The following is a 24,882-nucleotide window of genomic DNA, read 5'->3' on the forward strand; positions in this document are numbered from 1 at the left end:
AGCTCGGCCAACCTTTTTCGTTCCGGGATGGGAGAACGCTTACGCGGCGGCGTCGACGCGGTCTGCCTCGAAAGCCTCGGCCAAGCTCGCCATCGTCGGAGGCCAACGGTCCGCATTGCAGAACCCGCCATGCATGAATAAAAGCGGCGGCGCATTGCGCGCCACCGTCGTCGGCGCCTCGTGGAGGAGTTCGAGGCGCGGCGTGGCCATCACAGCACCTCGGCCGCGTGGTCGGCGAGGCGTGAACGTTCGCCGCGTTGCAAGGTGATGTGGCCCGAATGGCTCCAGCCCTTGAAGCGGTCGACGACGTAGGTGAGGCCCGAACTGCCCTCGGTCAGGTAGGGCGTGTCGATCTGCGCGATGTTGCCGAGGCACACGACCTTGGTGCCGGGGCCGGCGCGCGTGACCAGCGTCTTCATCTGCTTGGGCGTCAGGTTCTGCGCCTCGTCGATGATCAGGTACTTACTGAGGAAGGTGCGGCCGCGCATGAAGTTGAGCGACTTCACCTTGATGCGCGAGCGGATCAGGTCGCGCGTCGCGGCGCGGCCCCAGTCGCCGCCGTCGTCCTCGCTCTTGTTGAGCACGTCGAGGTTGTCTTCGAGTGCGCCCATCCACGGCATCATCTTTTCTTCCTCGGTGCCCGGCAGGAAGCCGATGTCCTCGCCGACCGGCACCGTCACCCGCGTCATGATGATCTCGCCGTACAGTTTCTGTTCCAGCGTCAGCGCGAGTCCGGCGGCCAGCGTCAGCAGCGTCTTGCCGGTACCGGCCTGGCCCAAGAGCGTCACGAAATCGACGTCGGGGTTCATCAACAGGTTGAGCGCAAAGTTCTGCTCGCGGTTGCGCGCGGTGATGCCCCACACGTTGTTCTTCTGGTGTGTGTAGTCCTTCAGCGTTTCGAGGATGGCCGTCTTGCCCTCGACCGCGGTCACGCGCGCCTGCAGCGGTTGTTCGCCCAGTTGCCACAGCATCTGGTTCAGGTAGAGGTTGGGCACGTCGCCGCCCTTGACCTCGTAGTAGCTGCGGCCGTGTTCCTGCCAGCTCTTCAGGTCCTGGCTGTTGCGTTCCCAGAACGCGCCGTCGATCTCGCGCGAGCCGGTGTAGAGGATGTCGGTGTCCTCCAGTACCTTGTCGTTGAAGTAGTCCTCGGTGTCCAGACCCAGCGCGCGCGCCTTGATGCGCATATTGATGTCTTTGGACACCAGGATCGCCGCGCGGTCGCCGTCGAGTTCCTTGAGCGCCATCACGATGCCGAGGATCTGGTTGTCGGCCTTGCCGACCGGCAAAGACGTGGGCAGCACGCCGTGGATCGCCTGTGTCTGCAGGATCAGCTTGCCAGTGGCCGCGCCGCGGCTGGCAGTGTCGAGCGGGATGCCGGTTTCGATCTTGTCGACGCCGCCGCTGACGATCTCGTCGAGGTAACGGCTCGCCTGGCGGGCGTTGCGCGCCACTTCCGACATGCCCGTCTTGTGGGTGTCGAGTTCTTCGAGCGTGATGATGGGGATGAAGATGTCGTGCTCTTCGAAGCGGTACAGGCAGGTGGGATCGTGCAGCAGCACGTTGGTGTCGAGCACGAACAGCTTGCTGGTCTGGTTCTTTCTGCGGCTAGCCATGATGACCCCCTTGTGGCTGTTGAGGGCCCGGCACCTACGCCGGGCCCGGCTCGAGAAACGTCAGAGCGCCTTCACGAAAGCGAGCACCTCCTCTGCGTGGCCGGGGACTTTCACACCGCGCCAGGCGCGGCTGACATTGCCGTCGGCGGCGATGACGAAGGTGCTGCGTTCGACGCCCCTTACCTGTTTGCCGTACATATTTTTCATCTTCATGACATCGAACAAGTTACACACCGTTTCTTCGGCGTCCGACAGCAGTTCGAACGGCAGTTCGAGCTTGGCCTTGAAGTTCTCGTGCGACTTCAGGCCGTCGCGCGAGACGCCGACCACTTCGGCGCCGGCCGCCTGGAATTCGGCGTACAGGTCGCGGAACGCCATGCTCTCGTTGGTGCAGCCGGGCGTGTTGTCCTTAGGATAGAAATAGACGACGAGCGGTTTGGTGGCCTCCTTGAGCGCGAAGGTTTTGCCCGAAGTGGCGGGCAGCGTGAAGTCGGGGCAGCGTTGGCCTTCCATCAAAATTCCTTAGACCAATTGATTGGGAAAAAGCGGTACGTCTTGCTGTTAGATTAGCGGATCGCGAGGTGCGTGGACAATGTCGCGCATGCAGCTTCGACAAAGGTTGGCCGAGCCTGTCGGTGGGGGTTGGTAAAGGGGGAAAAGACTCAGTGACTTAGCGTGGAAGGGGGTGTGGCTTATTCGCGATGGCGGGTTTTCAGTAGCACCATCAAGGCACCGCTGCCGCCGCAACGATCGTCCGCCTCGCAGAAGGCGAGCACGTCAGGGTGGCTTTTCAGCCACTGGCGGACCATTTTTTTCAGCACAGGTTCGCCGTTCGAGCTTAAGCCCTTGCCGTGGATGATGCGCACGCACACGCCGCGTTCGCGCGCGCGATGCAGGAACACCACCAAGCGATCCTGCGCGGCGTAGCGGTCGAGGCCGTGCAGGTCGAGTTCGGCGACGACCGGCCAGTGGCCGTGCTTCAGGCGCCTGAGCGTGTTGCCCGGCATGCCGTCTCGGCTGTGGCGCGCGTCGATCTCGGCCGGCTCGAACCAGGCGCTCATATGCTGGAGCATCGCTGTCTGCTGCGCGTCGGTCAGCGGACCGTGACCGTGGCCGAAGCGCGGCTTGGCCGACGGGCGCGGCGGCTTGTGCGGGACCTTGCCGCTGGCCTTGAGCGGGCGGACATCCTTGAACAGCGTGCGAAAGTCGGGTTCGGTGTCGGGTTTGATGGGCGGCTCGGGCTCGGCCGGCGCCTTGACGGCGGAACGGGTGCGTGCCGCAGCACGCACCCGTTCCTGAGCCCCCTTGAGCTGGTCCTTGAGGGGCTTCAAGGGTTTACTTCAGGCTGTCGAGGAAGCGTTCGGCGTCGAGCGCGGCCTGGCAACCCGAGGCGGCGCTGGTCACCGCCTGGCGGTAGATGTGGTCCTGCACGTCGCCGGCGGCGAACACGCCCTTGATGCTGGTCTGGGTGGCGTTGCCGTCGCGGCCGCCCTGCGTGATCAGGTAGCCGGTGCTGTCCATCTCGAGCTGGCCCTTGAAGATGTCGGTGTTCGGCTTGTGGCCGATGGCGATGAACACGCCGGCGACTTCCAGGTTCTTGGTCGAACCATCCTGCATCGACTTCAGACGCGCGCCGGTCACGCCGGTGTTGTCGCCGAGCACTTCGTCGAGGGTCTGGTTCAGTTCCAGCGTGATCTTGCCTTCCTTGACCTTGTTCATCAGGTGGTCGACGAGGATCTTCTCAGCGCGGAAGGTGTCGCGGCGGTGGATCAGCGTGACGTGGCTGGCGATGTTGGCCAGGTATAGCGCCTCCTCGACCGCGGTGTTGCCGCCGCCGACCACCGCGACCTTCTGCTTGCGGTAGAAGAAGCCGTCGCAGGTCGCGCAGGCGGACACGCCACGGCCGGCGAACGCCTCTTCGGACGGCAGGCCGATATATTGCGCCGACGCGCCGGTCGCGACGATCAGCGCGTCGCAGGTGTATTCGCCGGCGTCGCCGATCAGGCGGATCGGCTTCTCGGACAGCTTCGCGGTGTGGATGTGGTCGAACAGGATTTCGGTGCCGAAGCGCTCGGCGTGCTTCTGGAAGCGCTGCATCAGTTCCGGACCCTGAACGCCGTCGGCGTCGGCCGGCCAGTTGTCGACGTCGGTCGTGGTCATCAGCTGGCCGCCCTGCGCGAGGCCGGTCACCACCACCGGGTTGAGGTTGGCGCGCGCGGCGTAGACGGCAGCGGTGTAGCCGGCCGGACCGGAGCCGAGAATCAGAAGACGGCTGTGACGGGTTTGACTCATGATCGCATCCTGTTGGTTGGTTTTCGGGCGAGTGTAGCAGCGTTGCCACGGCAATGGCGGGACGGGGGCCTACACCGCTCGGATCAAATCGTCTTCGCAGATGGGGGCAGGGAAGGCATTCCTCAAGTCGGGCGGTGGAATGTCGCGTTCGACGCTTGGGTCTTTTCGCCGACGATGCCGCTGCACCGCGACGTGAGGCCCGAACGGCCTCGCGATCAAAATAAAGCGGCCCGGTGCCGCCTGTTGGCCTTAACTTAGGAACGGGAGCAAACCCGGCCGGCCGGGCCGGGTCCAATCCGGATAGCGATTCCTCTTGCGGAGGCCATCATGCGGCGCACACTGGCTTTGGCGGCCTGTCTTTGCTTTGCGGTGGCGGACGCGCCGGCCGCCGCCGAGCGCGAGGTGCCCGGCTGGCAGGCCTATCAACAGGGCGACTACGCCGAGGCGCGCAAGGCCTTCGAGGCGGCGGCGCAAAAGGGCGACCGGGTCGCGCTGTTCAACCTCGGCATGATGTATTGGCACGGCGAGGGCGTGACGCCCGACAAGCCGCGCGCGATCGGCCTGATCCGCCGCTCGGCCGACCTCGGTTCGTCGCGCGCGCAGCACGCGATGGGCTTGCTGTACGAGACCGGCGAGGGGGTCGCGAAGTCGCAGGGCGAGGCGAGCGCGTGGTTCGAGAAGGCCGCCCGGCAGGGCTATACCGACGCGCAGGTCAGCATCGCGACGCAGTATTACCTCGGTCGCGGCGTGAAGCAGGACTACAGCGCGGCGGCGCGCTGGTATCGCGAGGCGGCGGTCGCCGGCGACGTCGGTGCGCAGTATCTGCTCGCGAGCCTGTACGAGCACGGCGACGGCGTGACGCAGGACTATACCGAGGCGATGCACTGGTACGATCTGGCTGCGCAGCAGGGCGACGTGGCGGCGGTGTTCAAGTCGCGCGAGATGGCACAGAAGATGCGCGGGACGCCATAGCCAGAAGCGGGCGGGAAAGGTTGGCCGAGCCCCTCGTGAGGCAACTCGACATGGCTGCGAAGCCGCGCCGGCCGGATGAAAAATCCGGCCGGCGTTGTGCTTTTTGGGGAGGGTCAGGCGCGGGTAGCGACGCGCGCAGCGGGTCGGGCGTCTTCGAGCAGCGACTGGTTGGCTTGGTAGCGGCCGACTGCCTGCGCGTTGCCGGCCGGCGACGCCTGGGCTGCGCGCGCCTCGGCGTTGTGCCGCTCGCGGCTGCGTTCGTTCTCTTGCGCGCGCTCGCCTTCCTGTTGACGTTCGACGCGGCGTTGTTCGCCGTTGCTCGCGTCGCGTTCACGGTCTGAGCGCGTATCGGGGAGGATAGGGCTGGGGGCGGTCGCGACGGCGGAGACGGCCGGGTCGATCGGCGGTGCGGCGTCGCTGGGCGGCACGACGCGCGCGAGGTTGGCTGCTTGCGTGGCGGCCAGCTGGCGGTTGAGGTCCTCCTCGACGCGTGCCGTCTCGGCGTTGCGCCGGACGGTTGCGCCGAGCGCTTGCGTTTCTGCGGCCCGTTCGGCGGCGACGGTGTCGGCCTGTTTCCGGTCGTTGTCGGTAGCCCGTGCGGCCGCCAACAGCGGCTTGCTGCGGGTGTCTAGGCTGCGAAGGGCGTCCATGACGGGCCTTTCGTTTTGGGTAATATCTCGATTCTAAATCATTTTTTTGTCATGGCCAGCTTGGCGATGCTCGGTCGGCGTGCGACCCACGTCGCAAGCAGAGCGCCGAACGCGAACAGACCCGCCTGCAGCCACGGGTGGCCGGCCATGAGCCAGATCGACAGCGCGAAGCCTGCGGCGATGCCGATGAGCGCGGCGCGCTTGCCGGCCGGCGTGAACGCGCGCTGCGTTTCCCACAGCCTCAGGCTGGGGCCGAAGTGCGGGTGCTCGAGCAGCGCGCGGTGCCATTCGGGGTGCGAGCGCGCGAAGCAGGCGGCGGCAAGGATCAGGAAAATGGTGGTCGGCATCAGTGGCAGCAGCGCGCCGATCACGCCGAGCAGGCAGCAGACGACGCCGAGGGTCAGCCACAGGTAGCGGGTATAGGGCGACATGGTCCGCGATGCCCTTGGCAGAGCTAATCGAGGATCGCCAGCGCCAACATGCGCTCGGCCAACGCGTCGACCGACAGCTCGCCGTCCGGTTTGTACCACTGCACCGTCCAGTGCAGGCTGCCGAGCCAGGTGCGGCGCAGCAGCCGGGTGTCGGCCTTGACCAGGCCTTCGGCGGCCGCCTCGTCGAGCACCTGCTGCCACAGCGCCTCGTAGCGGTCGCGCAGCACGACGAGACCGGGCTTGGCGGCGTCGGACACGCTGCGCCATTCGTACAGCATCACCTCGAGCGCCGCCTGGTTCTCGCCGAGCAGCGAATGCAGGTGCACGCTAAATAGCGCGGCGAGCTTGTCGCGCACGCTTTGCGCGGCGGCGAGCGCCTGCTCGAGGTCTTCGGTGGTGCGGCTGATGCCGAGCGCCATCACCGCGACCAGGATGTCTTCCTTGGTGCGAAAGTGATAGAACAGGCTGCCCGACTGCAGGCCGACCGCCTGGCCGAGGTCGCGCACCGTGCTGCGTTCGTAGCCCTGGTCGCGGAACAGGCGCGCGGCGGCGCGCACCAGCTCCATGCGACGCGAGTCGTCGGCGATTCTGGTCATGATCTACGCGTCCGTCGCGGGCAGGATGGGCACGACGGCCGGGCGCCGGTCGGCTAGGCCCGGCAATAGCTTGATCGCCGCCTGCCACACCGGGTCGGGCAGCAGTTTTTCCAGGCAGTCGGTGTGGCCGAACGGGCAGTTGCGCTCGAAGCACGGGCTGCATTCGAGGTTGAGCGACACGATCTGCGCGCGGTCGGACAAGGGCGGGGTGAAGTCGGGGCTCGACGAGCCGTAGAGCGCGACCAGAGGCTTGTCGAGTGCGGCGGCGACGTGCATCAGCCCCGAGTCGTTGCAGACGGCGAGTTCGGCCAGGCCGATCAGGTCGATCGCTTCGTCCAAGCCGGTGCGCCCGCACAGGTTGACCGCGCTGCCGCCCGACAGGTTGACGATCTCGTCGCCGACCTCCTTGTCCTTGTTCGAACCGAACAGCCAGACCTGGTAGCCCGCTTCGGCAAAGCGGTGCGCGAGTTCGGCGAAGTGGCGCGCCGGCCAGCGCTTGGCCGGGCCGTACTCGGCGCCCGGGCAGAACGCGACCGCCGGCTTGTCGCGCGACAGGCCGAGCCGGGTCAGTGCCGCCAGCTGCGACGCCGGGTCGACGACGAGGTGCGGGTGCGGGATCGGGCGCGCGATCGCCTGCCCGGCGCCTTCGCCGAGCGCGCAGAAACGCTCGACCATCATCGGCAACGCCTTCTCGTCGAGCTCGCGCGCGTCGTTGAGCAGGCCGTAGCGCGATTCGCCGATGAAGCCGGTGCGCAGCCGAATGCCGGCGAAAAACGGGATCAGCGCCGACTTCAGCGAGTTCGGCAGCACGATCACCTGGTCGTAGCCTTCGCGGCGCAGCTTGCGCGCGACGCGCCAGCGCTCGGCCAACCTCAGCTGGCCGTGGCCGAAGGGGTTCAGATGCGAGGCGCGCACTTCGGGCATGCGCGCCAAGAGAGGCAACGTCCACGCCGGCGCGAATACGTCGATCTCGACGCCGGGGTGGCGCTCGGCCAGCCTGCGGTAGAGCGGCTGCGCCATCACGCTGTCGCCGACCCACGAGGGGCCGATCACCAGGATTTTTCGAATCATCGGCAAGTCGGTGCGGCGGGTCGGCCACGCCTTCGAGTGTCGGAATGGCCCGGTTTTTGGCAAACCGGGGTCAGTGGTGGTGGCCGGTCACCGGACCGGTCAGCTTGTACAGCGTGCCACAGTATGGGCAGCGTGCTTCGCCGTTCTGCTTGACGATGGGCAGGAACACGCGCGGGTGCGAATTCCACTTCACCATGTCCGGCGTCGGGCAGTGCAGCGGCAGGTCGGCGCCGGTGATTTCGATCACGCGTGCGGTGTTTTCTTTCAGTTCAGCCATGCTAGATCCTTGCGGCGCCCGGGCAGGGCCGGGCGCGCTGCTTGTTTACTCGATGTAGGTCAGCCAGTTTTCGCGTTTCGGGTCGAGGCCCTTCACGCAGTCGAAGTAGCGCTTCTGGATTTCGGCGGTGATCGGGCCGCGTTTGCCCTCGCCGATATTGCGGTTGTCCAGTTCGCGGATCGGCGTCACTTCGGCGGCGGTGCCGGTGAAGAACGCTTCGTCGGCGCAGTAGACTTCGTCGCGCGTGATGCGCTTCTCGATCAGCTCGAGGCCCATTTCGCGGGCGATCTCGACCACGGTGTCGCGCGTGATGCCCTCGAGCGCGGACGTCAGGTCCGGCGTGTAGAGCTTGCCCTTGCGGACGATGAAGATGTTCTCGCCCGAACCCTCGGCGACGTAGCCTTCTACGTCGAGCAAGAGCGCCTCGTCGTAGCCGTCCTTCACCGCCTCGGTGTTGGCGAGGATCGAGTTCATGTAGTTGCCGTTCGCCTTCGCCTTGCACATCGTGATGTTGACGTGGTGGCGGGTGAACGAGCTGGTCTTCACGCGGATGCCGCTCTCGAGGCCCTCTTCGCCGAGGTAGGCGCCCCACGGCCACGCGGCGACGATCACGTGTACGTCGTCAGCCGGCGGCGCGATGCCGAGCTTGCCCGAGCCGTAGAAGCCCATCGGGCGGAAGTAGCATGACTTCAGCTGGTTCGATTTCACCACCTCGATGTGCGCGGCGTTGATCTCGTCTTTCGAGAACGGCAGGTCGATGCCGAGGATGTGCGCCGAGCGGAACAGACGGTCGGTGTGGTCCTGCAGACGGAAGATCGCCGTGCCCTTCGGCGTTTCGTAGGCGCGCACGCCCTCGAACACGCCCATGCCGTAGTGCAGGGTGTGGGTCAGCACGTGGGTGGTGGCGTCGCGCCAGTCCACCAGTTTGCCGTCGTACCAGATAAAGCCGTCGCGGTCAGCCATCGACATGTTGGGATCTCCGTCTGCAGGGTCTTTTTTGAGTAGACGCGAATTATAACGCCGACGCGCCGTCTGGGGTACGGCTGTCTATGGATTCGCCGAATACCTGTTCCCACAGCCGGCACACGGCGCGGTAGTGGGTGATCAGCGCCGCGTCGACGGTGACGGTGTGGATCTCATTGAGCCTGACCGCGTGCTGGCGCTTGCGGTAGAGCCGGTAAGCGGCGCGGCCGGCCTCGGCCAGGGGCGCGTCGATCAGCCCGTCCTCGGCGGCGACCGCCAACAGCGCGATGTTGCCGGCGTTGTGCGTCAGCTCCGGCAGCGCGTGCGCGTGCGCGAGGATCAGGTACTGGACGATGAATTCGACGTCGACGATGCCGCCGCGCGCGTTCTTCACGTCTTCGTCGAGCGCCGGCCGCGTCTCGAGCATGCGCGCGCGCATGTCGAGCACCTCCTTCTTCAAGGTCTCGATGTCGCGCGGCTGGGTCAGCACGGCGTGACGGATGTCCTCGAAACGTTGGCCGAGCAGCGCGTCGCCGGCGACGAAGCGCGCGCGCGTCAGCGCCTGGTGCTCCCACACCCACGCGTTGCTCTTCTGGTAGCTCTCGAAGGCGGCGACGCTGCTGACCAGCAAGCCGCTCGAGCCGTTCGGCCGCAGTCTGAGGTCGATGTCGTAAAGCAGGCCGGCGGCGGTGGTGCTGGTCAGCCAGGTCGACAGGCGGCGGGCGAGGCGCGAGTAGACGTCGGACGCGTCCGGGTGCGCGTCGTCGTACAGGAAGACGATGTCGAGATCGGACGCGTAGCCGAGCTCCTTGCCGCCGAGCTTGCCGTAGCCGACGATCGCGAAGCGCGGCGTGTCGGTGTGGCGGTTCGCGACGGTGAGCCACGCGTGGCGCAAGGTCGCGGCGAGCACCAGGTCGGCGAGCTGCGACAGCTGGTCGGACAGCGCCTCGACCGTCCACATGCCTGCCAGGTCCTGCGCGACGAGACGGAACACCTGCGCGTGCTGGAAGTGGCGCAGCGTATCCATCTGCGCCTCGACGTCGCCTTCGTCGTCGGCGATCTGCTGCTCGAGCTGGACCGCCAGCTGCGGCCAGTCGGGGCTCGCGTACAGCACGCGGCCGTCGAGCAGTTCGTCGAGCAGGATCGGGTGGCGCGTCAGGTAGGCGGCGACCCACGCGCTCGACGAGTACAGCGACGCGAGCCGCTGCAAGGTCTGCGGGTACTCGGTCAACAGCGCCAGGTAGGCCGCGCGGCGGCTGACCGCTTCCAGAAGACCCAAGATGCGCGTCAGCGTGACGTCCGGGTTGGCAAAGCCGGCGGCGACCTCGATCAGCGGGCCGATCAGGTCGTCGAGCTTCTTGCGCGTCGACAGCGGCATCTGCTGGTAGCGCTGGCTGGCAGACAGCGCCTTCAGCGTGCGCCCGACCGCCGCCGGGTCCTGATAGCCGAGCTCGGCCAAGCGCGGGTCGGGGTCGGACTCTTCGAGCTCCTGCCACAGTCCGGACAGCGGGTGCGCCGGCGCGTTCTCGGTCGGCAGCAGGAAGACCTGTTCGAAGTGGCGGGTGACGCGGCGGCGCTGCTCGTTCAATGCGTCGAGGAAGTCGTCCCAGCAGGTGCAGCCCATCATCGCGGCGAGGCTCGCCTGCTGTGCCGGGTCGCTCGGCAAGGTCTGCGTCTGCTGGTCGTCGAAGTACTGCAGTCGGTGCTCGACGTCGCGCAGGAAGGCGTAGGCCTCGTGAAGCTCGGCGATCGCCTCGGGCTCGAGCAGCCTGAGCTCGGCCAACCTTGAAAGCGTCTCGCGCGTGCCCTTGAGCTGCAGGCTCTTCTCGCGCCCGCCGCGGATCAGCTGGAACACCTGCGCGGTGAATTCGACCTCGCGGATGCCGCCCGGGCCGAGCTTGATGTTGTCGGCCATGTCGCGGCGCGCGACCTCGCGGCGGATCTGGCTGTGCAGCTCGCGCATCGCGCCGTAGGCGTTGTAGTCGAGGTATTTGCGGTAGACGAAGGGGCGCACCAGCTCGTTGAGGCCCGTCGCGTCGCCGGACAGCGCGCGCGCCTTGATCCACGCGTAGCGCTCCCACTCGCGGCCCTGCGTCAGCAGGTAGTTTTCCAGCGCGGCGAAGCTCATCACCAGCGGGCCGGAGTCGCCGTAGGGGCGCAGTCGCATGTCGACGCGGAACACCTGGCCGTCGGCGGTCGGCTCGTTGATCAGGCGGATCAGCGTCTTGCCGAGCTGGGTGAAGTATTCGTGGTTGCTGACCTTCTTCGCGCCGTCGGTCTCACCGGCCTCCGGGTAGATGAAGATCAGGTCGATGTCGGAACTGACGTTCAGCTCGCCGCCGCCGAGCTTGCCCATGCCGATCACGATCAGCTCCTGCGCTTCGCCCGTGTCCTGCCCGCGCGGCGTGCCGTAGTGGGCCAGCGCGTGCTTGCCGGCGCGCAAGGCCTGTTCGACGGCGAATTCGGCGAGCAGCGAGACGGTCGTCACCACCTCGTCGAGGTCGGCGAGCCGGTCAAGGTCGCGCGCGATGAGGCGCGCCATCACCGCCTGGCGCAGCCGGCGCAGCACCGGCATCAGCGCGTCCGGTTCTGCGAGCGCGTCCCAGTCGGCAAACCCCTGCATGGCTGCGCGGTCAAACACCTCGTGCAGATGCGCTTTAAGCCGTTCGACTTCTTCGGCGCGAGCGCACAGCAGGCGGTCCAGATAGCGGGAATGACTGCGGGCAAGCGCGATCGCGGGTTGCGGGTTTGCTGGCATAATGTCTTCGCTGGACCTTGTCTGTTCTTCAAACCCCCATTGTGTAACGGTTCCTGTTCTTGGAAAAGCGCCTGTCCTCCCTTGCCCGACCGCTGCTGCGGCTCCGGGTGCTCCGGCTCGGCCGGATCGTCCTGGTCGTACTCGGGACCGTCGCCGGGGGCGTCGCGTTCGCCTTCGCGACTTTCAACTGGGGCGTGCTGCCGCGCCTCGACGCGTGGCGGCCCGACCTCGAGGCGGTGCTCACCCAGTCGACCGGCCGCAAGGTCTCGATCGCGCGGCTGTCCGGCGGCTGGCACGGCGTCGCGCCCAGGCTGAAGCTCGAAGGCGTCACGCTTTCCAACCCGAAGAAGGGCTCGGCGCTGACGCTGTCGGCGCTTTCGCTTACGCCGTCCTGGCAAAGCCTCGTCGTGTGGGAACCGCGCTTCGCGCGCATCGCGGTCGAATCGCCGCGGCTCGAATTCGTGCGCGCCAAAAGCGGGCGGATTTATCTGAACGGCGTCGAGGTCTCTTCGCCCGACGCACCGTCCTCTCCGTCCGACGGACGGTTGCTCAACTGGCTGCTCGCGCAGCGCCGCATCGAGGTCGACCGCGCGGCGCTGGTGTGGCGCGATGAAAAGTTCGACCTGCCGCCGTTGAAGCTCGATGCCGGCAATCTCGAACTGACCGACTCGCTGTTCGGCCACAAGCTCAAGGTGTCGGGCCGGCCCGGCGTCGAGCTCGGCCGCGCGCTGCGCTTCGAGGCGGGCTGGCGTGGCGACGACGTGAACGCGTTCCGGCGCTGGAGCGGTGAGGTGGCGCTGGCCGTTGAAGGCGCGCGCGTCGGCGCGTGGTCACGCTACCTTGCGCCGATCGGCCGCCTGAGCGAAGGGCAGGGCGACGGCGAAATGAGCGCTCGTTTCGACGAGGGCACACTCGTCGCGCTGTCGGCCGACGTGAAGGTGCTCAACGTCGCCTTCCAGCCGTCCGGTGCCGGCCAGGTGCGGCTGCCGCAGTTCGGCGGCAAGCTCGATCTGAAACGCGACGGCGACGGCGTGTATCAACTGGCCGCCAGCGATTTGTCGCTATCGACGCTCGCCGGGCAGGCCTTCGCCCGTGCCAGCGTCAAAGGGCGCTACAAGCCCGGCTCGCAAGGCTTCGGCGAACTGTCGCTATCGAACGCCGACCTCGCGCCGCTCGCGCCACTGATCCACGCGCTCGGTGCCAGCCGCAATCCGCTGTTCGCGCGTTTCGCGCCGCAAGGCCGCTTGTCCGAGCTGTCCGCGAGCTGGCAGGGGCCGATCGAGGCGCCGCGCCGCTACAAGCTGTCGACCGCTTTCGACAAACTCGGCTGGCTACACGACGGCAAGGTGCCGGGGGTGACCGGTGCGAGCGGCAAGCTGTCGTTCGACGAGACCGGCGGCCGCCTGCAACTGGCGAGCCGCGCGTCGCGCGTGACGTTGCCGCGCGTGTTCGAACACCCGCTCGCCTTCGACAGGTTCGACGCCGACGTCGACTGGAAGCGCGACGGCGACGGCGTGGCGCTCACCTTCAACAAGGTGGCGTTTTCCAATGCCGACCTGAGCGGCCTGGTGGCCGGCACTTACCGTTACACCGGTCGCGGCGCCGGCGTCGCAAGCCTTGCGGGCGGCATCGAGCGCGTCGACGCGGTGCGCGTGCCCCTCTATCTGCCGTACGAGGCGGGCAAGGAGACGCTCGCCTGGCTCAAGGCGGCGCTCAAGGGCGGCCGCGCCGAGGACGTGGTGTTCGAACTGAAGGGAGAACTCGATCGCTTCCCGTTCAGGGGCGGCAAGGACGGGCGCTTCTACGTCGCCGCGAAGGTCCGCGAAGGCGTGCTCAAATTCGAACCCGACTGGCCCGAACTGCGCGACATCGACGCCGATCTCGTTTTCGAGAATGAGGCGATGAAGATAGACGCGCGTCGCGCGACCACAGCCGGCGTGCCGCTGCACGATGTCAAGGTCGGCATTCCCGACCTCGCCGCCGACGTGCCGCACCTGAGCGTCGACGGCAACGCGCGGGGCGAGCTCGCGAAGATGCTCGCCTACACGAAGCAAAGTCCGGTCGATCAGTGGCTTGCCGGTTTCACCGGCCAGATCGGCGCGACCGGCTCGGCCAACTTGGCGCTCAAGCTCGACATCCCGCTCGTGTACGGCGTCGAGCCCAAGGTCGAAGGCCGCATCACCTTCGCGAACAACGGCCTGAAGTTCAACGAGTGGCCGATCCCGGCCGCGTCTGACGTGAACGGCCTGCTGGTCTTTACCGAGCGCGGCGTAGAGAGCCCGGGCGTGAGGCTGAGCGCCCTGGGTGGCCCCTTCGTGCTCAAGGCCGATACCGCGCCCGACGACAAGCTGCGCTTCGCCATCGACGGCGAAGCCGATTCGAACCGGGTGCTGAAGACCTATCTGCCGATCCTGGCGCCCTACGTCGACGGCCGCTCGCGCTACGCGGTGCGCTTCGAGGTCGGCAAGGGGCTGGAGAGGTTGACCGTGGCGAGTACGATGGTCGGCACGCGGCTTGACGCGCCGCTGCCTGCGGCCAAGCCGGCCGCCGCCGCCTGGCCGCTCGGCCTGAGCTTGCGCCCGAGCGACGGCCAGCCCGGCTGGGCCATCGACTTCGACGTGCAGGGCCACGCGCGCGGCGCTCTGCGGCTCTCCGAGCGCGGCGAGCTCGTCAACGGCGCGATCGCCGTCGGCCGGCGCGACGTCGACCTGCCGCCGCGCGGTCTGGCGCTCAGGGTGCAGGGGGGGGCTATCGACCTCGATGCATGGCGCGCACGGCTGGGCGGTGCGTCGTCGGGCAAGGCCGGCGACGACGCCGGTGTCGACGCGATGCCCTTTATAGCCGAACTCGAAGCGGGCGAGCTGTCGCTGGCCGGCTACCGTTTCAACGCGGCGAAGGCGAACGCCGCGTACGATCCGGCGCGCAGGAGCTGGCACGTGGCGCTGAACAGCAAAGAGCTCTCCGGTGAGGCCGACTACGGCGGCCCGGCCGTTCCGTTAAAGGCGCGCTTGAGCAAACTGGCGCTGCCCTTGCCGTCGAGCATGGCCGCGCCTCTTGCCGGCGCGGCGTCGACGCGGCTGCCGCCGCTCGATATCGTCGCCGACAGGGTGACGTGGCGCGACCAGCCGATCGGCCGAGTCGAGGCGCTCGCGCGGCGCGAGCCGGGCGCGTGGCTGCTCGACCGCGTGCGCCTTACGAACGACGACGGCATTTTAAGCGGCAGGCTGTCGGCGTTCGAGGCCGGCGGCAAGGCGTCGCGCGTCGAAGGCCGGTTCGACCTCGACGTGAAGGACCTGGGCGATCTGCTCGGCCGTTTCGGCGAGCAGGGCCGCGTCGTGAACGGCCGCGGCCGCGTCGGCGCCGAGCTCGCGTGGCCGGGCGGCGTGCTCGACTACAAGCCCGAAACGCTAAACGGCAAGGTGACGGTCGCGATCCGCGAAGGCCGTTTCGCGCAGGTCGATCCGGGCGCCGGGCGGCTGCTCGGCGTGCTCAGCCTGCAGTCGCTGACGCGTCGCTTGCGCTTCGACTTCTCCGACGTGTTCGGCAAGGGTTTTTCGTTCGACAGGCTCGCCGGCGAGGCGCGCATCGAGAACGGCGTGTTCCGCTCCGACGAGGTGAAGCTCGTCGGTCCGGCCGCCGACGTCACGCTCAAAGGCGAGGTCGACCTGCCGCGCGACCGCCAGCGCGTCGAGGTCAGGGTCAGTCCGAACTTGTCCGAGGGCGCGGCGCTCGCCACCGGCGCGGCGCTGTTGAACCCGGTGGTCGGCGTCGCGGCGCTGGCCGCGCAGAAGGTGCTGCGAGACCCGCTGAACCAGATGTTCGCCGTCGACTACCTGATCACCGGCTCGATCGCCGAGCCAGACGTGAAGCAGGTGTCGGAAAAACCGGCCAATCCACCTTCCAAATAAGGGAATCCGCCATGAGCGAAACCGTCACGACTTACCGCGCCGCCGCCGTGCAGCTGGTGTCCGGCGCCGACCCCTCGGCCAACCTCGAACGCGCGCGCCACTGGGTCGCCGAGGCGGCGCGCCAGGGCGCGCAACTGGTGGTGCTGCCCGAATACTTCGGCGTGATGGGCCAGAAGGAGACCGATAAGGTCGGTCTGGCCGAAGCCGATGGCAGCGGCCCGATGCAGGACGCGCTGTCGGCTATGGCGCGCGACAACCGCGTGTGGCTGATCGGCGGCACCGTGCCCCTTGCTTCGCCCGAGGCCGGCAAGGTGTACAACAGCTCGCTCCTCTACAATCCGGAGGGAGAGCGGGTGGCGCGCTACGACAAGATCCACCTGTTCGGCTTCTCGGGCCTCGGCGAAAACTACTGCGAATCGAACACCATCGTCGCGGGCAAGGCGCCGCTGAAGGCTGCGACGGATCTGGGCGAGATCGCCTTCGGCGTGTGCTACGACCTCAGGTTCCCCGAGCTTTTCCGCTCGCTCGCGCCGTTCGACGTGCTGGTGATGCCGGCGGCGTTTACCGCCACCACCGGCGAGGCGCACTGGGAACCCTTGATCCGCGCGCGCGCGATCGAGAATCAGTGCTACCTGATCGCGTCGGCGCAGGGCGGCCTGCATGAAAACGGCCGCAAGACGCACGGCCACAGCATGATCGTCGACCCGTGGGGGCGCGTGCTGGCCGAACTGCCCAAGGGCGAGGGCGTGATCCTCGCCGACATCCAGCCCCACACCTTGCAATCGGTGCGCACCCGCCTGCCGGCGCTCGCCCACCGGGTGCTCAACTGAACGGAACCGCCATGTCCGATACCCATTTCGCCACCGCCGAATCGCTGCTCCTGACGCCGTACGGCCTGAATCACGACTCGCTCGACGCCACGCTTTCCCGGCTCGCGACCCACCAGATCGACGACGCCGACCTCTACTTCCAGTACACGAGGAGCGAGGGCTGGAGCCTCGAGGAGGGCATCGTCAAGTCCGGCAGCTTCAACATCGACCAGGGCGTCGGCGTGCGCGCCGTCGCCGGCGAGAAGACCGCGTTCGCCTACGCCGACGACATCAGCCTCGCGTCGCTGACGCAGGCGGCCGACGCGGTGCGCGCGATCGCCGCGACCGGCGGTTCGGGGCAGGTGTCGGCCGGCCGCGTCGCGACCGGCCGCGGTCTCTACCCGGCGATCGACCCGATCGCCAGCCTCGACGCCGACGCCAAGGTCGCCCTCTTGGAAAAGGTCGAGAAGCTCGCGCGCGCGATGGACCCGCGCGTCTCCCAGGTAATGGCCAGCCTCGCCGCCGAATATGACGTCGTCTACGTCGCGCGCCACGACGGCACGCGCGCCGCCGACGTGCGCCCGCTGACGCGGCTGTCGGTGATGGTGATCGCCGAGCAGAACGGCCGGCGCGAGCAGGGCAGCTCGGGTGGCGGCGGACGTCACGATTTCGCCTATTTCACCGAAGCGGTGGTGCACGACTACGTGAAAAAGGCGGTCGACCAGGCGCTGACCAACCTCGACTCGCGCCCGGCGCCGGCCGGCCAGATGACGGTCGTGCTCGGCCCGGGCTGGCCCGGCGTTCTGTTGCACGAGGCGATCGGCCACGGCCTGGAGGGCGACTTCAACCGCAAGGGCACGTCGGCGTTCTCGGGCAAGATCGGCCAGCGCGTCGCCGCCAAGGGCGTGACCGTGGTCGACGACGGCACGCTGGGCGGCCGGCGCGGTTCGTTGTCTATCGACGACGAGGGCAACGCGACGCAGCGCACCGTGCTGATCGAGGACGGCATCCTCAAGGGCTATATGCACGACGCGATGAGTTCGCGCCTGATGAAGATGGCGCCGACCGGCAACGGCCGGCGCGAGTCGTACGCGCACATCCCGATGCCGCGCATGACCAACACCTATATGCTCGCAGGCCAGCACAATCCTGACGAGATCATCGCGTCGGTGAAGGACGGCCTGTACGCGGTCAACTTCGGCGGCGGCCAGGTCGATATCACCAGCGGCAAGTTCGTGTTCTCGGCGAGCGAGGCGTGGCGCATCGAGAACGGCAAGCTGACCTACCCGGTGAAGGGCGCGACGCTGGTCGGCAGCGGGCCGGAGGTGCTGAACTACGTGTCGATGATCGGCGACGACCTGGCGCTCGACGCCGGTGTCGGCGTCTGTGGCAAGGACGGGCAGAGCATTCCGGTCGGCGTCGGCCAGCCGACGCTGCGCATCGACGGCGGGCTGACCGTCGGCGGCACCGGCGGCTGACGGTTTCGCTGTGAAACGAAAAAACGCGCCGCTTGTGGCGCGTTTTTTCATGGCTCGGCCAACCTTTCGTTCAGCCATAAGCTCGAGTCTGCTTTGGGGTCTAAAGGTTGGCCGAGCCTCGGGACCCCGCTGTCTTTATGGAGCTCGGCCAACCTCGGGCTCCCGCATGAAAAAGCGCCCCATGCGGGGCGCCTTGCATGGGGCAGGCGCGGCTTACTGCACCTTGAACACCTGGCCGGTCTGCGCGCCCTCGACGCTGCGGCTGTAGGCGAGGGCGACGCGTGCGGCCGGCACCGATTCGAAGCCGCGGAAGTAGGGGCCGTAGTCGGGCAGCGACTCGGTCAGCACGGTCGGGCTGACGACGTTGATGCGCTGGCCGCGCGGCAGTTCGATGGCGGCGGCGCGCGCGAAACCCTCGAGCGCGGCGTTCACCGCCGAGGCGGCGCTGCCGAACCTGATCGGCACTTCGCTGAGGATGCCGCTGGTCAGCGTGAAAGAGCCGCCGTCGTTGACGTAGTCGCTGCCGGCCAGCACCAGGTTGATCTGGCCCTGCAGCTTGTCCTGCCAGCCCTGCTTGTAGAGCTCAGGGGTGAACTCCGACAGCGGCGCGAACGGCAGGTTGCCGGCGGCCGAGATCACCGCGTCGACTCGGCCAACCTTGTCGAACAGCGCCTTGAGCGACGCGATGTCGGTGATGTCGGCCTGGTAGCGGCCGCTGGTGCGGCCGACCGCGATGATTTCGTGGCGGGCTTCGAGTTCGGCGGCGACGGCTTTGCCGATGGTGCCGTTGGCACCGACGAGCAGGATTTTCATGGCGGGTTCCTTATAGGGTTTGTTTCCGTTTATGTTGCAATCGGTCGGAAACCGGTTGATGCATGCAGAATAGCAGCGTCGTTTCATGCGATCATCGGCGTCATCGCAAACAGATTGTCTTCAAAATGGAAACAATAAACGCGCGCTTCGACTGGGCGATGGGCTTCCTCGCGGTCGCCGAGGCCTCCAGCTTCACCGCCGCGGCCGAACGGCTGGGCTGTTCGAAGGCGGTGCTGAGCAAGCAGGTCGGCCAACTCGAGGCGGCGCTCGGCGTGCAGCTCTTGTTCCGCACGACGCGCCGGCTGACCTTGACCGAGGCCGGCCGCACTTATCTCACTTACTGCCGCGAGCTGAAGGCGACCTTCGACGAGGCCGGGCGCACCGTGTCGGGACTGTCGGACACGGTGTCGGGCCTGGTGCGGATGACGGCGCCGCCGACCTTCGGCTCGACCTTCATGGCCGAACTGCTGCTGGCGTTTCGGGAGCGCTACCCGGCGGTCGACGTCGAACTGGAGCTGAGCCGCGAGCCGCGCGACCTGATCGCCGACGGCTTCGACCTGGCGATCCGGCAGGGGCGCACGCTGGACGAGCGGCTGATCGCCAAGCCGATCGGCGTGCAGGAGGACTGGTTGGTCGCGTCGCCGGACTGCCTGGCGCATCACGGCATGCCGTGCGTGCCGGGGGACTTGGCCGGGCGGCCTTGCCTCGTGAACAGCCATTTCAAGGACGACGCGAGCTGGCTGTTCCTGGCCGGCGATGCGTCGGGCGGCGAGGGCGCGCGGGTGCCGGTGTCGGCGGCGTTCAGCGTCAACGATTACCCGATGATTCGGCGCCTGGCGCTGGCCGGTGCGGGCTATGCGCGGCTGCCCCGCTTCCTGGTCGAGGCCGACGTGGCCGCGGGCGACTTGGTGCACGTTCTGCCCGACTACCTGCTTCCGCACCTGCCGCTGTTTGTGGTGTTCCCGGTGCGTCGGCCGCAGCCGCTCAAGGTCCGCGCGCTGATCGACTTTGTCGATGACTGGTTCCGCGCCCGCCCCGGCTAGGCGGGGACACATTGAAAGCGAAACACCCCGCCGAGGCGGGGTGTTTCGTTAAGGGGAGGGGGCTTACGCCGCTTCGCGCGCCAGCTCCGGGCTGACTTCGTGCTCTTCCTCTTCCTCGGTCTCGCGCCCCGGCAGGATCAGGTTCAGCGCGACGGCGACCAGCGCGCCGACGGTGATGCCGGAGTGGAACACTTCCTTGATGAAGTGCGGCATCTGCGACAGGATCTCCGGCTTCACGGTCACGGCCAGGCCACAACCCACGGCGACGGCGATGATCAGGCTGTTGCGCTTATTGTGCTCGACCTTGCCCAGCATGCCGATGCCGGCGGAGATGATCATCGCGAACATCATCAGGCCCGCGCCGCCGAGAACCGGTTGCGGGATGGTGACGATCAGCGCGCCCAGTTTCGGGAACAGGCCGGCCAGGATCAGCATCACGCCGGTGATCGCGACCACGTAGCGGCTGGCGATGCCGGTCAGCGACACCACGCCGACGTTCTGCGCGAAGGTCGACACCGGCGGGGCCGACACGACCGAGGCGAGTGCCGAACCGACGCCGTCGCACAGGATGCCGGCGGACAGCTTCTTGCCGGTGATCTTGGTCTCGGTGGCCGCACCCAGCGCCATGAAGGAGCCGGTGGTCTCGACGATGGTCACCATGAAGGCGATCGACATCGCGACGATGCCGGCGATCGGGAAGCTCATGCCGAAGTGGAACGGCTGCGGCAGCGCGAACAGGCTGGCTTTCTCGACCTGCTCGAAGCTGATCATGCCGAGCGACAGGCACACGATGTAGCCGATCAGGATGCCGAGCACGACGGCGGACGCCGACACGATGCCCTTGCCGAACTGCACCAGCGCGATCACCGTCACGAGCACGAAGCCGGCGATGGCGAGGTTGGCCGGGTCGTTCGGGTTCGGGCCGAAGGTGCCGGCGGCCCAGTTGACGGCGACCGGAACCAGCGACAGGCCGATCATGGTCACCACGGTGCCGGTCACTGCGTGCGGGAACAGCTTGCGGATCTGCGGCATGAAGAAGCTGCCGACGATCATCACCAGCGAGCCGACCAGCGACGAACCGAGGATGGCCGGCACGCCACCGGAGAAGCCGACGCTGATGGCCGCGCCGACGAAGGCGAAGCTGGTGCCCATCACACACGGCAGCTTGATGCCGACCGGGCCGACGCCGCGGCACTGGATGAAGGTGACAATGCCGGAGCCCAAGAGCGCGGCGTTGATCAGCGCGACGACCTGGTCGGCCGGCAGTTTGAGTGCGCCGCCGACGACGAGCGGGACGGCGATGATGCCACCCAGCGCGGCCAGGAGGTGCTGGGCGGCCAGCAGGATGGAAGTGACGACTGGCGGTTTGTCTTCGACGCCGTAAAGCAGTTTGCTCATTTTAAGAATCTCTCCAGTGTGACCATCGGTGTCCGGGCGGCCCGTCGGGTCTTCTTGTGAGACCTCTGCCTATCCGGTGTAGTGACAGTTGTTTACCGTCTGGGAAGAAAGTTACTCCCGTCACCTGCACGCGGATATTCGTAGGAATACGCCGCAGACTCCGTAGTTCTACGGATGCCGACGCGGGTTTACCCTTGGTTTTTGCCGGGTTTTGCGCGGAAATAAAAAATTCAAATAGCGGAAATAAACGGCCAACAAAAAAAGCACCCCGTGGGGTGCTTTTTGCGTTGGCCGAGGCATCGGGCTCACACCGACTCGTTCGCGATCTCCTCGAGGAACTCGCCTTCATGCGGGTCGGCGAACTCGGTCGGCCTACCCGGCAGCACGAGGTTCAGCAGCAGCGCGACCAGCGAGCCGACGGTGATGCCCGAACCGAAGATCTCCTTCACGAAGGCCGGCAGCTGGGCGAGGATTTCCGGGCGCACGGTCACCGCCATGCCGCTGCCGATCGCGACGGCGATGATCACGCCGTTGCGCTTGTTGTGCTCGACGCGGCCGAGCATCTGGATGCCGGCGGCGATGATCATCGCGAACATCATCAGGCCCGCGCCGCCGAGCACCGGCAGCGGGATGGTGACGATCAGCGCGCCGAACACCGGGAACAGGCCGGCCAGCAGCAAGAGCACGCCGGTCAGCGACACCACGTGGCGGCTGGCGACGCCGGTCAGCGACACGACGCCGACGTTCTGCGCGAAAGACGAGAACGGCGTGGTCGACATCGCGGCGGCGAGCGCCGAGCCGACGCCGTCGCACAAGATGCCCTTTGCCATCTTCTCGCCGGTCATCGGCGTCTTGGTGGCGGCGCCGAGCGCGAGGAAGTTGCCGGTCGATTCGACGATGGTCACGAGGTAGGCGATCGACATGCCGATGATGCCCGAGACCGGGAACGCGAGGCCGAAGTGGAACGGTTGCGGCACGGCGAACACGCTCGCGCTCGTCACCGGCGCGAAGTCGACCTTGCCGAGCGCCAGGCACGCCGCGTAACCGACGAACATGCCGATCACGATCGCGGCGGCCGAGAAGATGCCGCGGCCCCACTGCACGAGGCCGATCACCAGCGCCAGCACGAACAGCGCGATGCCGAGGTTGGCCGGGTTGCCGTAGCCCGGGCTGCCGACCTGGCCGCCGGCGAACCAGTCGACCGCGACCGGGATCAGCGATAGGCCGATCATCGTCACCACGGTGCCGGTCACCACCGGCGGGAACAGCTTGCGGATCTGCGGCATGAAGAAGCTGCCGACGATCATCACCATCGAGCCGGCGAGCGCCGAGCCCATGATGCCGGCGACGCCGTGCTCGAAGCCGACCGCGATCGCGGCGGCGACGAAGGTGAAGCTGGTGCCCATCACGCACGGCAGCTTGATGCCGACCGGGCCCAACCCGCGGCACTGGATGATGGTGACCACGCCCGACACCATCAGCGCGGCGTTCACCAGCGCGACGATCTGGTCGGTCGGCAGCTTGAGCACGCCGCCGACCACCAGCGGTACGGCGATGATGCCGCCCAGCGCCGCGAGCAGGTGCTGGGCGGCCAAGAGCAGCGACATCGCCACCGGCGGTTTGTCTTCAACGTTGTAAAGCAAATGATCCATAGGGTTCCTCTGTGTCTTTGATGTACGTGGCCGGCCGTGACGGCCTCGCCGTGCGCCTCTTGCTCTCGTGTCGGCTGCGCCTCGATGAGGAGGCGGACCTGCCGGTGGACGGGCATGAAAAGCGGCGCGGGGCGAGGGATAAAGCCGTGTCTTTCAGCGGGGTGATACCGTACGCTTTCTAGCCTGGGCAGGGTATTCGTAGGATTACCCTGGCGGCCGCGTAGTCCCACGGATGGCCGGTCGGCCGGGTTTCTGGTATTTCGGTGCGCGGCACAGCCGCCCGGTGCGCGGGCGGCTGGCGACGGCTTGGGTCAGGGGTTGAAGATTTTTATCGCGCGGTCGAGGGTGTCGACCGCTTCCTGGTGCTTGCCGGCCTTGTGCAGCGCTTCGCCGGTGGCGCGCAGTTGCTGCACCTCGGTCAACTGTTCTTCGGACAGCGCCGGCTTCTTCAGCAGCGCGTCGTCGATTTTTTTCTGCCGTTCGCTCAGGATGAGGTGGACGTCGGCCGCGTCGCGGCGGTCGGCGGGGTGGACGAGCCATTTTTTCATCGCGTTGCTCCTGCTCAGAGAACGCACTGGATATAGTCGACAGCGTGTTGATCGGCCAGCGGTTTTTTTCGCGTGGCGAAGCGGGCTATGCGAATCGGAGGCCGCACCCGGCGAGCTTCTCGTGGCCGCTACGGTCGCCTCTTGATCGAGGAGAGGGGCACGGCTTTATACGAATGGGCGACATCGACGGCGCGATTGCGGGCTGTCCCCCAGCACGGCTTGCGCAATGCGCGCTACAATCACGGCTGACTTAGTAGTCCGACGGATGCTTCGTCCGCCAGGCGCCGTTTTTCATCCCTCCAGTGACCCGAAGAGATTCCGAGATGACTCTGTTTGCTTCCGTTGAGCTCGCCCCGCGCGACCCGATCCTTGGCCTGAACGAGGCCTTCAATGCCGACACCCGTGCCACCAAGGTGAACCTGGGCGTGGGCGTGTACTTCACCGACGAAGGCAAGATCCCGCTCTTGCGCGCCGTGCAGGCCGCCGAGCAAGCCCGCCTGGAAGCCGCCGCGCCGCGCGGCTACCTGCCGATCGAGGGCATCGCCGCCTACGACAAGGCGGTGCAGGAACTGCTGTTCGGCAAGGATTCCGCGCTGTTGGCCGAAGGCCGCGTCGTCACCGCCCAGGCGCTGGGCGGCACCGGCGCGCTGAAGATCGGCGCCGACTTCATCAAGCGCCTGGTGCCCGACGCGACCATCGCGATCAGCGACCCGAGCTGGGAAAACCACCGCGCGCTGTTCGAATCGGCCGGCTTCCCGGTGGTGAACTACACCTACTACGATGCGCCGACGCACGGCGTGAACTTCGACGGCATGCTGACCTCGCTTGACGCGCTGCCGGCCAAGTCGGTGATCGTGCTGCACGCCTGCTGCCACAACCCGACCGGCGTCGACCTGACCACCGAGCAGTGGCAACAGGTCGTCGCCGTGTGCCAGCAGAAGGCCCTGATCCCCTTCCTCGACATGGCCTACCAGGGCTTCTCGGACGGCATCGAGGAGGACGGCGCCGCCGTGCGCCTGTTCGCCGAGTCGGGCCTGTCCTTCTTCGTGTCGAGCTCGTTCTCGAAGTCGTTCTCACTGTACGGCGAGCGCGTCGGCGCGATCTCCATCGTCACCCAGAACAAGGACGAGTCGGCGCGCGTGCTGTCGCAAGTCAAGCGCGTGATCCGCACCAACTACTCGAACCCGCCGACGCACGGCGGCACCGTCGTCGCTTCGGTCCTCAACAGCCCGGAACTGCGCGCGCAGTGGGAAGCCGAATTGGGCGAGATGCGCGATCGCATCAAGCTGATGCGTACCCAGCTCGTCGACAAGCTGGCCGCCGCCGGCGCCGGCGACTTCTCGTTCGTCAAGGAGCAGCGCGGCATGTTCTCGTACTCGGGCCTGACCGCCGCCCAGGTCGAGGTGCTGCGTGAACAGCACGGCATCTACGCCGTGTCGACCGGCCGCATCTGCGTGGCCGCGCTGAACAGCCGCAACATCGACGCGGTGGCGGGCGCCATCGCCGCCGTGCTGAAGTAAGCTCGGCCCGTCACGCAAAAAGCCGCCCTCGGGCGGCTTTTTTCTTGTCTGTTTCACGCGGTAAAGGTTGGCCGAGGCTCGGCCAAGCTT

At 67.2% G+C, this 24,882-nt stretch carries 22 protein-coding genes; 6 read left to right on the forward strand and 16 right to left on the reverse strand.

The genetic code is table 11. The annotated features are described in order from the left end of the window. Window positions 1–39: 39 nt before the first annotated feature. The 5 genes from DWG20_RS16455 to trxB form a co-directional block, all read right to left on the reverse strand. Entirely contained in the window at window positions 40–210 is a 171-nt protein-coding gene (locus DWG20_RS16455) for a hypothetical protein (RefSeq protein WP_245944714.1), read from the reverse strand. Next, entirely contained in the window at window positions 210–1,613 is a 1,404-nt protein-coding gene (locus DWG20_RS11485; protein ID WP_115433942.1) for a PhoH family protein, read from the reverse strand. The genes DWG20_RS16455 and DWG20_RS11485 overlap by 1 nt, the downstream gene beginning before the upstream one ends. Window positions 1,614–1,673: 60 nt before the next feature. After that, window positions 1,674–2,126, reverse strand: a complete 453-nt coding sequence (locus tag DWG20_RS11490) for a peroxiredoxin (RefSeq protein WP_115433943.1) — start codon at window positions 2,124–2,126, stop codon at window positions 1,674–1,676. Window positions 2,127–2,305: 179 nt separating this feature from the next. Further along, window positions 2,306–2,944 carry a Smr/MutS family protein gene (locus tag DWG20_RS11495; protein WP_115433944.1) on the reverse strand — a complete coding sequence of 213 codons (639 nt, stop codon included), beginning with the start codon at window positions 2,942–2,944 and terminating at the stop codon, window positions 2,306–2,308. Between the two features lie 4 nt (window positions 2,945–2,948). After that, complete coding sequence (gene trxB, locus DWG20_RS11500) at window positions 2,949–3,905, reverse strand: thioredoxin-disulfide reductase (RefSeq protein WP_115433945.1); 957 nt, start codon at window positions 3,903–3,905, stop codon at window positions 2,949–2,951. A gap of 327 nt (window positions 3,906–4,232) precedes the next feature. On the opposite strand from trxB, the gene DWG20_RS11505 reads away from it, so the two are divergent. After that, window positions 4,233–4,877 (forward strand): tetratricopeptide repeat protein, encoded by a 645-nt coding sequence (locus tag DWG20_RS11505; RefSeq protein WP_115433946.1) that lies wholly within the window; start codon window positions 4,233–4,235, stop codon window positions 4,875–4,877. 113 nt (window positions 4,878–4,990) lie between these two features. Here the strand turns inward: DWG20_RS11505 and DWG20_RS11510 are convergent, their stop codons facing one another. The 7 genes from DWG20_RS11510 to glnE form a co-directional block, all read right to left on the reverse strand. After that, a complete protein-coding gene (locus tag DWG20_RS11510) occupies window positions 4,991–5,527 on the reverse strand; it encodes a hypothetical protein (RefSeq protein WP_115433947.1) in 537 nt (178 codons plus the stop codon). Between the two features lie 38 nt (window positions 5,528–5,565). After that, window positions 5,566–5,958, reverse strand: coding sequence for a YbaN family protein (locus DWG20_RS11515; protein WP_115433948.1), 393 nt, complete (start codon window positions 5,956–5,958; stop codon window positions 5,566–5,568). Window positions 5,959–5,981: 23 nt separating this feature from the next. Then, window positions 5,982–6,554, reverse strand: a complete 573-nt coding sequence (locus DWG20_RS11520; RefSeq protein ID WP_115433949.1) for a TetR/AcrR family transcriptional regulator — start codon at window positions 6,552–6,554, stop codon at window positions 5,982–5,984. Between the two features lie 3 nt (window positions 6,555–6,557). Then, complete coding sequence (gene waaF, locus DWG20_RS11525; RefSeq protein ID WP_115433950.1) at window positions 6,558–7,625, reverse strand: lipopolysaccharide heptosyltransferase II; 1,068 nt, start codon at window positions 7,623–7,625, stop codon at window positions 6,558–6,560. Between the two features lie 70 nt (window positions 7,626–7,695). After that, a complete protein-coding gene (locus DWG20_RS11530) occupies window positions 7,696–7,902 on the reverse strand; it encodes a zinc-finger domain-containing protein (protein ID WP_115433951.1) in 207 nt (68 codons plus the stop codon). Window positions 7,903–7,947: 45 nt separating this feature from the next. Continuing rightward, window positions 7,948–8,871, reverse strand: a complete 924-nt coding sequence (locus DWG20_RS11535; protein WP_115433952.1) for a branched-chain amino acid transaminase — start codon at window positions 8,869–8,871, stop codon at window positions 7,948–7,950. A 43-nt stretch (window positions 8,872–8,914) separates the two neighbouring features. Continuing rightward, window positions 8,915–11,623 carry a bifunctional [glutamate--ammonia ligase]-adenylyl-L-tyrosine phosphorylase/[glutamate--ammonia-ligase] adenylyltransferase gene (glnE, locus tag DWG20_RS11540; RefSeq protein ID WP_115433953.1) on the reverse strand — a complete coding sequence of 903 codons (2,709 nt, stop codon included), beginning with the start codon at window positions 11,621–11,623 and terminating at the stop codon, window positions 8,915–8,917. A 59-nt stretch (window positions 11,624–11,682) separates the two neighbouring features. Between glnE and DWG20_RS11545 the strand changes: the two genes are divergently transcribed. The 3 genes from DWG20_RS11545 to tldD are packed head-to-tail and all read left to right on the forward strand — an operon-like array spanning window position 11,683 to window position 17,818. After that, on the forward strand, window positions 11,683–15,531 hold the full coding sequence (locus DWG20_RS11545) for a YhdP family protein (RefSeq protein WP_181880903.1): 3,849 nt from the start codon (window positions 11,683–11,685) through the stop codon (window positions 15,529–15,531). A gap of 11 nt (window positions 15,532–15,542) precedes the next feature. Further along, complete coding sequence (locus tag DWG20_RS11550; RefSeq protein ID WP_115433955.1) at window positions 15,543–16,361, forward strand: carbon-nitrogen hydrolase family protein; 819 nt, start codon at window positions 15,543–15,545, stop codon at window positions 16,359–16,361. Window positions 16,362–16,372: 11 nt separating this feature from the next. Then, entirely contained in the window at window positions 16,373–17,818 is a 1,446-nt protein-coding gene (gene tldD, locus DWG20_RS11555) for a metalloprotease TldD (RefSeq protein WP_115433956.1), read from the forward strand. A gap of 213 nt (window positions 17,819–18,031) precedes the next feature. Here tldD and DWG20_RS11560 read toward each other — a convergent pair whose 3' ends face one another. After that, window positions 18,032–18,631, reverse strand: a complete 600-nt coding sequence (locus DWG20_RS11560; RefSeq protein WP_115433957.1) for a short chain dehydrogenase — start codon at window positions 18,629–18,631, stop codon at window positions 18,032–18,034. A gap of 125 nt (window positions 18,632–18,756) precedes the next feature. Between DWG20_RS11560 and DWG20_RS11565 the strand changes: the two genes are divergently transcribed. Continuing rightward, on the forward strand, window positions 18,757–19,674 hold the full coding sequence (locus DWG20_RS11565; protein ID WP_115433958.1) for a LysR family transcriptional regulator: 918 nt from the start codon (window positions 18,757–18,759) through the stop codon (window positions 19,672–19,674). A 63-nt stretch (window positions 19,675–19,737) separates the two neighbouring features. Here DWG20_RS11565 and DWG20_RS11570 read toward each other — a convergent pair whose 3' ends face one another. The 3 genes from DWG20_RS11570 to DWG20_RS11580 all read right to left on the reverse strand — a co-directional run bounded on the left by DWG20_RS11570 (window position 19,738) and on the right by DWG20_RS11580 (window position 23,272). Next, window positions 19,738–21,072, reverse strand: coding sequence for a nucleobase:cation symporter-2 family protein (locus DWG20_RS11570; protein ID WP_115433959.1), 1,335 nt, complete (start codon window positions 21,070–21,072; stop codon window positions 19,738–19,740). 305 nt (window positions 21,073–21,377) lie between these two features. Then, entirely contained in the window at window positions 21,378–22,724 is a 1,347-nt protein-coding gene (locus DWG20_RS11575) for a nucleobase:cation symporter-2 family protein (RefSeq protein WP_115433960.1), read from the reverse strand. A gap of 311 nt (window positions 22,725–23,035) precedes the next feature. Then, window positions 23,036–23,272 carry a hypothetical protein gene (locus DWG20_RS11580; RefSeq protein ID WP_115433961.1) on the reverse strand — a complete coding sequence of 79 codons (237 nt, stop codon included), beginning with the start codon at window positions 23,270–23,272 and terminating at the stop codon, window positions 23,036–23,038. Between the two features lie 329 nt (window positions 23,273–23,601). On the opposite strand from DWG20_RS11580, the gene DWG20_RS11585 reads away from it, so the two are divergent. Then, a complete protein-coding gene (locus DWG20_RS11585; protein ID WP_425451612.1) occupies window positions 23,602–24,792 on the forward strand; it encodes an amino acid aminotransferase in 1,191 nt (396 codons plus the stop codon). The last annotated feature ends 90 nt before the right edge of the window (window positions 24,793–24,882 follow it).

The sequence above is a fragment of the Crenobacter cavernae genome (assembly GCF_003355495.1).
Lineage (GTDB): Bacteria > Pseudomonadota > Gammaproteobacteria > Burkholderiales > Chromobacteriaceae > Crenobacter > Crenobacter cavernae.